Origin of the sequence: Vibrio syngnathi (assembly GCF_002119525.1) — a bacterium.
Lineage (GTDB): Bacteria > Pseudomonadota > Gammaproteobacteria > Enterobacterales > Vibrionaceae > Vibrio > Vibrio syngnathi.
Genome location: NZ_CP017916.1, coordinates 697,940 through 710,501, shown reverse-complemented (window position 1 = coordinate 710,501; position 12,562 = coordinate 697,940). Strand labels below are relative to the sequence as shown.

The 12,562-nt window shown below is 41.2% G+C and carries 12 protein-coding genes; 1 reads left to right on the top strand and 11 read right to left on the bottom strand.

Going from position 1 to position 12,562, the window contains the following annotated elements; genetic code table 11:
• Positions 1-25 precede the first annotated feature (25 nt).
• Positions 26-1,174: a chromate efflux transporter gene (chrA, locus tag K08M4_RS03420; protein ID WP_086048859.1), complete on the top strand. Its 1,149-nt coding sequence runs from the start codon at positions 26-28 to the stop codon at positions 1,172-1,174.
• 68 nt (positions 1,175-1,242) lie between these two features.
• Here chrA and K08M4_RS03415 read toward each other — a convergent pair whose 3' ends face one another.
• The 11 genes from K08M4_RS03415 to K08M4_RS03365 are packed head-to-tail and all read right to left on the bottom strand — an operon-like array spanning position 1,243 to position 12,551.
• Entirely contained in the window at positions 1,243-1,962 is a 720-nt protein-coding gene (locus K08M4_RS03415) for a class I SAM-dependent methyltransferase (protein ID WP_009847486.1), read from the bottom strand.
• Between the two features lie 9 nt (positions 1,963-1,971).
• The gene (locus tag K08M4_RS03410) at positions 1,972-2,901 is read right to left on the bottom strand and encodes a glycosyltransferase family 2 protein (RefSeq protein WP_086048858.1); all 930 of its coding nucleotides are present in this window, start codon (positions 2,899-2,901) and stop codon (positions 1,972-1,974) included.
• Positions 2,894-4,675 (bottom strand): hypothetical protein, encoded by a 1,782-nt coding sequence (locus tag K08M4_RS03405; protein WP_086048857.1) that lies wholly within the window; start codon positions 4,673-4,675, stop codon positions 2,894-2,896. The genes K08M4_RS03410 and K08M4_RS03405 overlap by 8 nt, the downstream gene beginning before the upstream one ends.
• A 24-nt stretch (positions 4,676-4,699) precedes the next feature.
• Positions 4,700-5,704: a tetratricopeptide repeat protein gene (locus tag K08M4_RS03400; protein ID WP_086048856.1), complete on the bottom strand. Its 1,005-nt coding sequence runs from the start codon at positions 5,702-5,704 to the stop codon at positions 4,700-4,702.
• Positions 5,701-6,672: a type II secretion system F family protein gene (locus K08M4_RS03395; RefSeq protein WP_086048855.1), complete on the bottom strand. Its 972-nt coding sequence runs from the start codon at positions 6,670-6,672 to the stop codon at positions 5,701-5,703. Before K08M4_RS03395 ends, K08M4_RS03400 begins: the two co-directional genes overlap by 4 nt.
• 3 nt (positions 6,673-6,675) lie before the next feature.
• Positions 6,676-7,641, bottom strand: coding sequence for a type II secretion system F family protein (locus tag K08M4_RS03390; RefSeq protein WP_086048854.1), 966 nt, complete (start codon positions 7,639-7,641; stop codon positions 6,676-6,678).
• A gap of 10 nt (positions 7,642-7,651) precedes the next feature.
• Positions 7,652-9,103 (bottom strand): TadA family conjugal transfer-associated ATPase, encoded by a 1,452-nt coding sequence (locus tag K08M4_RS03385; protein ID WP_086048853.1) that lies wholly within the window; start codon positions 9,101-9,103, stop codon positions 7,652-7,654.
• Positions 9,104-9,138: 35 nt separating this feature from the next.
• Positions 9,139-10,353, bottom strand: coding sequence for an AAA family ATPase (locus tag K08M4_RS03380; RefSeq protein WP_086048852.1), 1,215 nt, complete (start codon positions 10,351-10,353; stop codon positions 9,139-9,141).
• Between the two features lies 1 nt (position 10,354).
• Entirely contained in the window at positions 10,355-10,855 is a 501-nt protein-coding gene (locus K08M4_RS03375) for a TadE/TadG family type IV pilus assembly protein (protein WP_086048851.1), read from the bottom strand.
• Positions 10,855-11,283 carry a TadE/TadG family type IV pilus assembly protein gene (locus tag K08M4_RS03370; RefSeq protein ID WP_086048850.1) on the bottom strand — a complete coding sequence of 143 codons (429 nt, stop codon included), beginning with the start codon at positions 11,281-11,283 and terminating at the stop codon, positions 10,855-10,857. The genes K08M4_RS03375 and K08M4_RS03370 overlap by 1 nt, the downstream gene beginning before the upstream one ends.
• A gap of 2 nt (positions 11,284-11,285) precedes the next feature.
• The gene (locus K08M4_RS03365) at positions 11,286-12,551 is read right to left on the bottom strand and encodes a pilus assembly protein TadG-related protein (RefSeq protein ID WP_086048849.1); all 1,266 of its coding nucleotides are present in this window, start codon (positions 12,549-12,551) and stop codon (positions 11,286-11,288) included.
• Positions 12,552-12,562 lie beyond the last annotated feature (11 nt).

Below are 12,562 nucleotides of genomic sequence, written 5' to 3'. Positions count from 1 at the left end.
GCTAAACATTTATCTGGAATCGATCATGCTTTCAATTTTTAAAACCTTTTTCTGGCTTGGCTGGATTAGCTTTGGCGGACCAGCGGCACATATTGGCTACTTCCGTAAAACCTTTGTTGAGAAACTGAATTGGTTATCCGACGAAGAGTACGGGCAAATTGTCGCCCTCAGTCAATTTCTGCCTGGTCCAGGCTCAAGTCAGGTTGGCTTCGCGGTTGGTTACAAAAAAGGTGGCTTAACCGGTGCGATTGCCGCATTTGTCGGTTTTACCTCCCCTTCTGTCATCCTAATGTTGATATTGGCCTTAGTGAGCAACCAGTTGTTGGAAGCACCGCTTTTCATTTCAATCATCCACGGACTTAAGCTACTCGCGGTCGTGGTTGTAGCTGACGCCACTTTCGGCATGTACAAAAACTTTTGCCAATCAAAGATAGCAACAGCACTGTGTGTGATCACCGCGATTGTTCTACTTTTGATTCCTGGGATCTGGCCTCAAGTCTTAGTGCTCCTATTTGCAGCGATGGCTGGCAGTAAGTTCTTAACCTCGCAAGACTTAAAAACAACACCTTCGACACATAAGGTATCCATAACACCGCTAGTGATTTTTGTAGCACTACTAATTGGTTTACCTCTGTTTAGTGCATACTCTCAAGGCATTGAAGTATTTGGTTTATTTTACCAAGCAGGTAGTTTGGTATTCGGTGGCGGGCACGTGGTTCTTCCTCTGCTACAAAATGGTATCGGTGACCAACTGTCTCAAGATACCTTCCTAACAGGCTATGCCGCTGCGCAAGCTGTACCTGGCCCAATGTTTACATTAGCCACTTATCTAGGCTATGTGTTGATGCCATCGGCACCGATTACAGGTGCACTGCTCGCAACAGTTGCGGTGTTCTTACCGGGTTTCTTATTGCTACTGGCTGTACTGAAGAATTGGCAGGCGATTGCAAGCAAGCCTTTGGTGGCAGGTGCTCTTACCGGTGTGAATGCAGCAGTTGTTGGTCTATTGCTTGCGGCCCTGTATCAACCCATCTTCACCAGTGCAGTGAGCAGCGGCATAGACTTCGCTCTGATCATTGTTGGTGTGTGGTTATTAAAAACCGTAAAGGTCCCGATTGTAGGGTTAGTGGGTGTGTTTATGTTGTTTGGCGCAATTACAGGTTTGGCGATCTAAGCAATAATTGAGAATAAGAAGTGAGTGGTTTGATCACTTACTTCTTACTTTTAAAAACAGAGGCACCTTTAATTTCCCGATAGCGGTTTAATACCATGAAAGTTGAAGAACAAATTGCAATCAATAAGCGGCACAAAGCTCAGCGGCCAAAATGATTTTTGGTGTTCAGGAAGGTAATACCTTAAGAAAGCGATTAAGTTATTGCATGGATTGACATGCTCTCTCGCCATAATGTAATCGTAATGCCACCCCTTCTGTAAGGCGTGTTTTCTTGTCGTCATATAACGGCCGATTTTCCAAGCGATCCCAGGATCGGTAGGAATCAAAATAGACAGAGTGCCTCCAGGTTTTAACACTCGCAACCACTCTTTGATCACCAAGTGAGGCTCGTATAAGTGCTCCAATATATGAGTTGCGATCACGCGATCGAAACTATTGCTTTCAAAATCTAACTCACAAGCATTAGTTACGTTAAAAGTGAGTTTGTCATAAGAATTTATACGACTGAGTTGCTTATCTGCTACTTCGAGTGCTGATGCATCGCCATCACTAACAATGTATTCGTCGAAGGTGTGCTTAACATGCAATAAGTGTTCGCCCGTTCCTGAGCCCACTTCTAACACTCTCGAAAAGTGTTCACTTTCACCAAATGGCTTTTCACATGCTATATGACCAGCTCTCATCACATAACCCGTTGTATTTCCGTTATAAACTCGCTCATCATATTCGTCACTGAAACGGGACAAATAATCGATCCACTCTTTGTCTTCATCCTTGCTTGTTCGCATGCTTGATTCCTATTCAGATAGCGTTTTATCACTCGTTCGTAATATAGAAAGGATCCTCATCTCTCGCCTACCTCGTGATACGTTGTCGAGTATCAACCCACAGAAAAAAGACATCACCGCTATCAATGCAATTGAACTAGACAAAATCGCAGTAGGCACCCTTTCGACGAGCCCAGTATCGATGAAGTCGATGATAACGGGGATTCCTAAAACCAATGAAATGAAGCAAAGCAACATAGACAACACGCCAAAGAAAAACATTGGCTTTACATCTCTCAATAAGAACAAAATGAAATTGAGAATTTTGAGCCCATCACTAAAGGTATTCAATTTGCTGGCTGTGCCTTCAGGCCTTGATTGATATTGCGTCGAAACTTCTTTGATTGGCATATTATGATGTAGCGCATGAACGGTAAGCTCTGTTTCTATTTGGAAGCCATCACTGAAAATGGGTACGGTTTTGACAAATCGATGGCTCATAATTCGATAACCAGAAAACACATCACTCAATTGAGCATTGAATGCTAAATTAATCAGCGATGAAAACAGCTTATTTCCTAGGATATGCCCTTTGGGATAAGCCATTGAAGCTCGCTCTCGACTTCCAATAATCATATCGAGTTTTTCATTATCCAATTGTTCGATCAGCGCAGGGCATATTGACGCATCGTAAGTGTCATCACCATCAGCCATCACATAGATATCAGCATCAATATCAGAGAACATTCGCCTGACAACCTCCCCTTTACCTTGGCGAGGCTCATGTCGAACAATAGCCCCAGCTTGCAATGCCTCGTTTACCGTGTTGTCGGTTGAGTTGTTGTCATACACATAAATAGACGCATCAGGTAAAGCCTGCTTAAAAGACATAACTGTCTTTCCGATAGCACCCGCTTCATTAAAACATGGGAGTAATACTGCTAATTTCTGCTTATTCATTCTCACCCCTCACTTTAAAAACTCGGTAACCATCCTTAACTCCGTCGTATGTCACCTCTAGCCAATCTGGAACATTATCCCCATGAAGCCTTTTAACTAGAGAATTATCGCTTCCCGACGCCTCCAGAAGAGATAAATGAGGGTCATTACCAATCAATATATAATCAACCCTTTTGTCTATTATTTCTTTTCTTGCTAAGAGCATGTCCTCTTCTAGCATCACTTCAATTAGGAATTGGTTGCCAGCAATATTTCGATGGTAAGGCGCTGCAATGATACTGTTGTTGGTTTTTGCTAGTACAGGAGCGCCGGTTTCTATCCCAGAAAGAATTGTATGTGAATTAATACCGTTATCTTTTAATACTTTAAATATATCTGGTGGGTTTTCTATATTATCAAAAACAGTGGTTACTTTTTCTTCTGGTGACAAAACAACAATAAAAAGTGCTAAAGCTAAAGGAGCACCAGAGAAGATAACAATAATTTTTAGAACTGAATATCTAACAATATCGGACAATTTCATAATAAAGTATGCTTGAAAAGGTGCAGCTAAAACAAAGCACAACCTCATTAGTCTAATCTGCCAAAATAGCGCAAGAAATAAATTAAACATAAAGATGATGTACAATATTATTGCATGGTGGTTTTTTAACTTAAATATCGGGGATAGAATTGCGGGAACCAATAGCAACGCATAGTTTTCAACAGAAAATAAACCATGGGTTGATATATAATTAGCAACAGATTTAGCTTCCGTCACTTGATCAAGCCAATACATCTTAAGTATTGGAGGGTAATCAATTAATAAAGCACTAGTAAGTGATGGGTAAACAATAAAAACAGGAAGTAAACACAACAAACCAAGAGTAATAAACAGGAAAGTCCTTTCAATTACACTCTTATCATTACTCGCCAATCTGTGATAAAAATGAACAAACAACCAACCACTAAAGAATAATATTATAATAATAAATGATACTTCATCATATTTTAAAACAAAAAACTCATCGTAAGGCCTATTCAATAAAACAGTAATAGATGACAAAACCGTACAAGTAGCGTATAGCTTGGAGATATAACTAAAGTATCCGTTATTAAAAAAACCGAAATAGACCGTATAAAGAAAAAAGAACGGAAAGAACAACAATAGATTATCCACACCCGTCCACAAAGATAAAGATAGGAAAGTGGATTGTATATAAACACGCCATGATTGATTGAGACTACGAGTAGTAAGAGGTGTAACTGAAAGAAACAGTGCTGCTAATATAAGTTGAATATTATGGTGATCAATAGAACCTGGCAGGAAATGAATAATTGAAGGAGAGGAAATAGCAAACATCATACTTATGAAGCGATATTTTCTCCCAAAGTATTGGTCACATAAATAGAAACATGATAATGCGTAAAGTAACAAGTAAAACAATGGCACAACAGAAATCGAGATTGAATAAGCAAGACTATCATCAATTATAAATAGCAATGGGAAAGCGACTATAGATAACATTAGATCAGGAAACCGAGACCAATGAATAATAATGCCATCGAGAGCATTGAAATTACTCATCGGTTCTAAGTACCAATGACCACTTTTCATCCACGCTTGGAACTGAACATAACGCATATAATCATCGTTATCATTTAGATTGAGTGCGGATACTGCTTCCCACTTGTAAAACAGTATCACTGATGCGCAGGCAAACCAAAAAATAGAGATTACAATGACATCTTTATTAAAACTTTCACGGTTAGGCAATATAAAGATCCTTTTCATTGCACTAAAACTGGCGCTAAGTAGTTATTGCTTCATCTCTCTTACCTCTGATAGCGCTCTATTCAGATTTTCATTGGCGATTTTGTAATAAGAGGGTTTCTTATCAATAGCTTGTTGAAGGTAAGGAACGGCTTCATCTGGTCGACCTTGAATAATTAAAAAATACCCTACATTGTTCAGAGCTTCAGGTGCATCCATATGACGCATAAACACATTTATCGCTTTTTTCACATCACCTGATGCCAAATAAATGAGCGCAAGGTTGTTTTGAGCCTTTTCATTGTTCGGTTCTATCTCTAAAGCCGAACGAGTATATTGATACGCTTCTTTGTAGTTACCGTACATGTAATGGGAATACCCCATATTCAGTAGAGCTTTCACTGATGTCTTATCGATAGTCAGCGATTTTTTAAAGTATTCTTGTGCAATTTGATGTTTTCCATCGACATCTTCCAGCACGCCAATACCCATAAAGGCTGATGCAGGAGACATACTGTCAACCTTCAAAGCGGCTACTTCACTTTGACTTAAGGCTTGGTAATTTGTAATCGTTTCACTACTTTTTAAACGCACTTGATCTGCATTAATCGCTTTAAAGAAATAGCTTCTTCCCTCATCCGTACGACGCTGTTTGGTATATAACACGCCTAACTGCTCTAGCACTTCCGTATGCGCTGGGTTAAAATCTAATGCCGCCAGATACGCTTTTTCAGCCAGTGCATAGTTGCCTCTCGATGAATGAATTCGGCCGATAGTAAACAACGTTTTATCGTGAAACTCTTGCTCAGGAAAAGACAGAGAGCGAATATATTCGTAAAGTGCCAAATCGATATTGTTGTCCCTCAAAGCCACATCACCACGCATAATGGCTTCTTTTTCACTGATAGGGGGATCGTCACTGGTTAAGGTGTCAATTGGCTTCCCCGAATACAACTCGGCATCAAACTGATTAGTTGGTTCATCAGAAGAGGCACACCCTAAAATTAATAGCGGCAGTAAAAGTAAAACCATTCTATTCATTAGCATCATAAACCGACTCCTGGCGCACTCAATGCGTCCATAACAATCATCATCCCAGGTCCTAGGGCAACAATAAAAAAACAAGGCCAAATAAATAACAACATAGGAAATAACATCTTAGTGGGTATCTTTGCTGCAATTTCTTCCGCAGCTTGTTGCCGCTTATCTCGAAAATCTTCGGTATAGTCTCGTAAGGTTTGCGCCAAGCTCCCCCCCATTCTTGAGGCATGAGAAAGTAAAGATATGAGCCCATCTAATTCATGAAGTCCTGTTCGTTCAACGAGCTGACTCAAAGCATCTGGCATGGTGACACCTGCTTGTATCTTGGCAAAAACAGTCTCCAATTCATCGGCTAACTCTGGCTGTGAAATATATAGTTCGTTAGCAACTCGCCCTAGCGCAGCATTAAAACCAAGACCGGACTCTGTACAGACCACCAGCAGGTCAAGAGCATCTGGCACACCATTCCTGATCTTTCTCTGTCTCTCTTTTTGCATTTTACTCAATATAAAATTGGGTAAAAACGTACCGACAAAGATACAAGTCACAATCAATAAGTTGTTGTAACTGCCACCTATCGCTAAATAAAACACCATAAATGCACAAACAAATCCGATAAGGGCTGACAGTACTTTGAAAGCGTAAAAGACAGAAAGCGCACTCTTTTCATGGTATCCGGCATGCATGAGTTTTTCTGAGTAAGTTTCGTTGTCTTTTTTATTCCCTCGTCCAATAAATGGCGTTAACGATTCTAACGTATTGGTAAAATCGTAAGGTTTTCTACTACTCGTATGACTACCACTGGATATCTGCTTGAGCTTTTTATCCAACGGGGAGCGAGTGCCTACAAAAAGAAAACCAAGAGTAAGGGTCAGTAACATAGTGGTCAGCAAGATCATCCCGTAAAGTACGGCTTGGCTACTGATTCCAAACTCAGAGAGTGCTTGCTTCCATACATCTAAATTAAAGAATTCCATAATCTATATCTCGATATTTATTATTTTTCTTATCCACAATGCCCCAATAGCCAACAAGATAACCCCAACACTGACCATCGATATTCCTCTAGGGTCGGTGTACAAAGGTGCTATGTATTCAGGGTTTACGAATTTAAGACCGAAAAACAGAGCAAACGGAGAAAGGGTTAGTATCCAGGCAGAAAGGCGACTCTCAGCAGAGAGGGTTTTGATTTTTCTTTCTAGTTTAAAGCGCGCTCTCAGTACCACAGATACTTTTTGCAGATTCTCTGAGAGATTCCCCCCTGTCTCTTTCTGCAGCATGACAGCACTAGAAAAAGCCAACATCGAAACCGTGGGTGCTCTTTCTGTCATTTGCATAATAGCGAGCCTCAAATCGTAACCGTAGTTCAGCAAGTTGTAGGTGTTCTTAAACTCAACACCAATAGGCTCAGGCATCTCTTCCCCCACCTCATTGAAAGCCTGGACCAATGGCTGACCTGCTTGTAAAGCTCTCCTGATAATATCCAAAGCTTCCGGCAACTGTTCTTCGAATCGCGCCATTCTGTATGTCACTCTGTTTTGGACAAACAAGTAAGCAATAACCCAAGCAAAGACGAAAGCCGCGACACAAATGAACCACACTTGATTTGAGACTAAAGCAACCAAAGCCAACAAAGTGGCGCACAAAAACACAATCAATAAAAAGCGACTTAAAGTGAGCTTCAGCCCCGCTAATTCCAGCATGCGTTTTAGGTCTGCAAAGAAAGGAATGACAATCAACTTCCGGTCAAGTGGTGATAGTTCTTTGTTGTAGTGATCTTTTAAGAGCGACAAACTCTCTTCATCAATATTTCTTTGTGTCTCTTTTAAGCGACGAGTCAACTCTTTGTGCTTAGCTTTTTTTCCGGCAGCTGGCAATAATAAGGCTTGTGAAATAAACAACACCGCAACAAACAATAGAACCAATGAAACTGTTACGCTATCCATAATCCGCTCCTCAGCTATGTGATTCGGTAAAGAGCTCAAACGGCAAATCAAGACCACGCTTCACCAATTGGTCATGAGACTGAGGCACCACACCGGTTGCTGTGTAATAACCTAAAATATTGCCATGCTCATCGACACCTTGACGCTGAAAGTGGAAGATCTCAGACATGGTGATCACCTCTCCTTCCATACCGTTGATCTCTTGAATACTGACCATACGGCGCTTACCATCTTCTTGTCGTTCCATTTGGACAACAAGGTGGATAGCCGAAGCAATTTGGGCTCTTAAGTTTTTGGTTGAAATGTTCCAACCAGCCATAGAGAACATGTTTTCAACACGGCTTAGGGCATCTCGGGGGGTATTGGCGTGAATAGTCGCAAGAGAACCATCATGACCGGTATTCATCGCCGCTAGCATGTCAACGGCTTCGCTACCACGCACCTCCCCAACCACGATTCGGTCTGGTCGCATACGCAAGGTATTTTTAACCAATTCGCGCTGACTGATTTCTCCCTTGCCCTCTAGGTTCGCAGGGCGGGTTTCTAAGCGAATAACATGAGGTTGTTGAAGTTGTAATTCGGCTGAGTCTTCTATGGTAATAATTCGTTGGTCTCGCGGAATGAAACCAGAAAAAATATTCAACGTCGTCGTTTTCCCTGAACCTGTACCACCAGAAATAAGGATATTAAGCTCACCTTTTACGGCAGCTTCAATGAATTTTGCCATTTGTGGGGAGGCTGACTTATATTCCAGCAGATTATCCATGGTTAGACTGTCTACAGAAAAACGTCGTATAGAAACGGAAGGGCCATCTAAGGCCAAAGGGGGAATAATGGCATTCACTCGTGAACCATCAACTAATCGAGCATCCACCATCGGCGACGCTTCATCAATCCGGCGTCCAACCTGACTGACAATACGATCAATAATGTTTCTTAAGTGACGATCATCTAAAAACGTATACGGTGTTTTTTCTAATTTGCCTCGGCGTTCGACATAAACACTTTTAGGTCCGTTGACCAAAATATCGGACACCGTTTTATCGGCTAATAATGGTTCAAGTGGGCCCAGGCCAAATACTTCATCTTCAATTTGCTTGATGACTCGCTTACGCCCCTCAGCACTTAATGCGTGGCTTTGGTCATCCGCCATTAACTGAACGATCGCTTCATGAAGGTCTACTTTGGCACGCTCTTTATCCAAACTAGAAAGTAGACCTAAATCTAATGTTTCAAGTAGCTGTTTATGAAAGTAGTGTTTAATCGACAGTTCTTGCTCTAAGACTTTTTTCGCCTCATTCACCGACTTCTCTTGTTCTTCACTCGCCTCTAAACTCTTAGTTTCATGAGAAACGTTAGCTACTTTCTGAATGAGGGGCGATACAACACCGTCTTCCTGTTCGGAAAACTGTTCTACTTTCTTTTCAAACTCCGGATTAATATTTTTTCGTTTAAAGAACATAACGATCCCTCATCTATATGCTTAGAACAAACAATCTATGAAAATATCTTTTTGAGCCAGCTCTTCTCTTCTTGTTCCGGAGGAGAAAGGATATGAGATAAATCGATGATCGACCGTGTAATCGAACTCTTCTTTTTTGACTCAACCAAAGGCTGACCTAAATTGGCACTCTCTAGCGCCACTTTAAAATCGTTAGGCATTAAATGGATATCATGCTTTCCAACGGTCTGTTCTATATCAGATAACTTAATGGTTTGTCGCTTCTCATAACGATTCACTATGATTTCTATTGCATCTTGTTGTAATCCGTACTCAAACTTCAACGTTCTTACTAAACGGTTACTGTTTTTAACAGACACTAAGGTTTGCTGAGCAACAAGTAGCACCTTGGTCGCAGGGGAAATAGCTGAAGCAAAGATATGATCCAAACCTCGAGAGAAATCAATGATAATGTAGCGATAGAAACGGCGTAGTACAGGTAATAACTTTCCAATTTTCTGGGCATGCTCATAATCATCCGCATTATTTTCATGTTTGAAACTTAAAACATGCAACCCAGATGTATGCTTGTTCACTAAACTTCCTAAAGACATTTCATCCAAATCATTAGAACTGTCGATGGCATCCGAAATACTGTAGGACGGTGTGATATTCAAATATTCTGGAATAACACCAAACTGGAGATCAATATCAAGCAACAGCACCTCACTCGGGTGATAACTTGCTATTTCTACGGCTGTATTGAGCGCTAAGGTGGTCGCCCCCATACCACCTTTAGTATTGATAAATAAAAACACTTCTCCGTAGCTCGAGTTTTCGATTTTCTCCGCTGCAGTTTTCTTAAGAAGCGGTAAAAGGCCTGAAATTGAAATGTCATGAGATAGAAAATCAGAAGCACCAAGTCTTAGCGCTATTTTCAATGAGCCGTTATCACTCTCATCACCAAACACAACTAAAGATAAATCATGCTCTTCTAACTGTAGGTTGTAGCTTTGAAGATCCACCATTTTCTGAGCCCAACCACCACTTGCTTCAACAAAAATAAGATCGGGAGCATCTATATTTTTCACATACTCTTCAGTCATACCTAGCAAAGAAAAAGAGTCAATATGAACATTTCGACAGCGTTTTAATTGCTGTCTCATATGTGCATGAAATTTTTCGTTGCTATAGATAAGCCATACATTCAAGTTGGTTTTAAGGCGAATCGCATCGTCTTCACTTGGTAAAATATCAATTGCTTCGCCCATACTACCCACCCTGTACTGGTTCCGGACACCTTGTCCTAGTATTTGTTTCAGCCTTTATCACACCCAAATTCTCAGCTGGTAAAATTGTCTCAAACGCTGGGGCAGTAAGAAAACCATTGGCCCCTAAAAAGCTTAGGTTACTGATCAGTTGAATGCCATAACCTGTAGCTCTTGCTCTAACAAACTTGATCGCACTCAGGTTCGCTTCGAAATCAGAAGTAATTTCAACGCCAGAAGCATCTAAATACGCGACCTCCAAATTACTATCACTAAAGCCTAGTAGTGGTATGTCTTCTACGACAACCCCCGCAATGTTATCGCGATCTAGCACGTAACAAACGGTCGCTAACCTAGCTGCTTTTCTGGTCGCCTCATTAACAATCTGCAATGAAAATACGTAAGCCCCTAAAGCTAGAATCAGAAAAATCAGCAAAAACACCAACCAAGAAACAATCGTAAATTCGATGATGGCTAAGCCGCTATGTTTCTTGATTGACTCCATCAAAAAACCCTCATCACGGACGACACACTCAAGGGAATTGATAAACTTTCAGATGAAAATGGGACAGATAAGAAATGAGGGACATACTCATAATTAACCGTTATTCTCACATAACTGTCTGCAGTGGGAGGAGTAACAACCACATCAGAAGTTGCAAGACTAGAAAGTATGGCTGTACCTACCGTGTTTTTCCCGTAAACCACGATGTTTTGAATTTCCGCAGTCGGCGCCAATGTTCCACCTTGTGTTCCATACACTTCGCTAACTGCGTATCGAGCCCCATTTTGAACCGATTTAGATATCACATTGTAATGAATTAGAATGTTTCCCAACTCAAGAACCAACACTAAGAAAAACAATAAGACTGGTGTTGCAATCATCATTTCAATAGCGGCGAGACCTTGCTGCTTGTTTAATTTCCTATTCATAACTAAGAGCCTCCCCCATCAGGGTCTTTATACAAAACAATTTTGTATGGACCTTCAGTTGATGATTCAGAACCACCAGAGCCACCAGCGACACTACAAGAATGTATAAACTCACCAAATACTGCTGGGGTTCCTGAATTGTTACTTGGTGCCTTTTGCAATAAGAAGAAACACCCTATTTTCTGCACGGTAAAACTGGTTACTCCACCACTTTTACCCGAACAATCGACCATCGGAATTGGAAGAATGCGTCGCCATGCTGTACCACCAGAAACACAACCCGAACCATTGTTTGTAATACATGCGTTTGTGTCTGACTCATATTGAGCATAGGTATAAGAGCCATCAAAATTAATGTCGCCCGTTTTTTTATCTATCTCAATTTGGGAGTTAGGCTCGGTAGTGACATAATCAGAAGGATAAGCTGAACTTGATAAACCACCACCATAATCACCAAAGCGAGTGTTCAACCCATCAGCAGTGGGGCCGACAGTTCCCCCGGGCTTGGTAGTGACACTATCGCCAATAGCTACGGAGTAGTCGTAATAACCAGCCAACGCCTCTTTTACTGTTTTTCCCCCAGACCCAAAGTCCAGCAAGTGATAGTTACCATTCCCCATTTGTGACAGTTTTTTATCACCCACTTTTAGAGCATGAACGGTTCCTACTTCATAGCCAAATACATTGGTAATTGCTTCACCCGTCGCATCATCATAGCCGTCTTCATTGATGTCATTATCTGAAGTTCCATCACCAATACATACTCCAATAGGTACAATGTTGTTGACAACTTGCAGTCCAGAACTTGGCCCAGCAACCGCTGTTGCCGATACATCTTTAGCTAAACCAAACATCTGAATGAAAAATTCATCCATATCCAGTGAACTAACATTAACGCGAACATAAACATCATCATCAGCACCAAACGTAGTTGTCCCCGCAAAACTTTGAGGGTCATTGGAGTATTCAACACTTACCACTGCTGTAGAAAAATTAAATTCATGATTACCAGAAGCTCCCGCCATAGCATTCAATGTTGATGTAACTTCTGCAGATACCGCAGCCTGGTCTTTGCTGTTATCCAATATAGTGGCTGCAGCCAATGCAGCGGAGTCAACCGCATTCTGTAAGCGCGTTTTATTCACTAGCATATGGTTGATGTCCACCGCCAAAGCAGACACCGCAAGGAATACGAGTAACGCAATGGTCACAAAGATGACCACCAAACCTCCCTGCTTCTTGGGACTATTTGATACTTGATACGACATAAAGTACCTCC

Bases quoted from the DNA above. Each gene is read 5' to 3' on its own strand.
- chrA (WP_086048859.1), top strand. From the start codon at position 26: ATGCTTTCAATTTTTAAAACCTTTTTCTGGCTTGGCTGGATTAGCTTT.
- K08M4_RS03415 (WP_009847486.1), bottom strand. From the start codon at position 1,962: ATGCGAACAAGCAAGGATGAAGACAAAGAGTGGATCGATTATTTGTCC.
- K08M4_RS03410 (WP_086048858.1), bottom strand. From the start codon at position 2,901: ATGAATAAGCAGAAATTAGCAGTATTACTCCCATGTTTTAATGAAGCG.
- K08M4_RS03405 (WP_086048857.1), bottom strand. From the start codon at position 4,675: ATGAAAAGGATCTTTATATTGCCTAACCGTGAAAGTTTTAATAAAGAT.
- K08M4_RS03400 (WP_086048856.1), bottom strand. From the start codon at position 5,704: ATGATGCTAATGAATAGAATGGTTTTACTTTTACTGCCGCTATTAATT.
- K08M4_RS03395 (WP_086048855.1), bottom strand. From the start codon at position 6,672: ATGGAATTCTTTAATTTAGATGTATGGAAGCAAGCACTCTCTGAGTTT.
- K08M4_RS03390 (WP_086048854.1), bottom strand. From the start codon at position 7,641: ATGGATAGCGTAACAGTTTCATTGGTTCTATTGTTTGTTGCGGTGTTG.
- K08M4_RS03385 (WP_086048853.1), bottom strand. From the start codon at position 9,103: ATGTTCTTTAAACGAAAAAATATTAATCCGGAGTTTGAAAAGAAAGTA.
- K08M4_RS03380 (WP_086048852.1), bottom strand. From the start codon at position 10,353: ATGGGCGAAGCAATTGATATTTTACCAAGTGAAGACGATGCGATTCGC.
- K08M4_RS03375 (WP_086048851.1), bottom strand. From the start codon at position 10,855: ATGGAGTCAATCAAGAAACATAGCGGCTTAGCCATCATCGAATTTACG.
- K08M4_RS03370 (WP_086048850.1), bottom strand. From the start codon at position 11,283: ATGAATAGGAAATTAAACAAGCAGCAAGGTCTCGCCGCTATTGAAATG.
- K08M4_RS03365 (WP_086048849.1), bottom strand. From the start codon at position 12,551: ATGTCGTATCAAGTATCAAATAGTCCCAAGAAGCAGGGAGGTTTGGTG.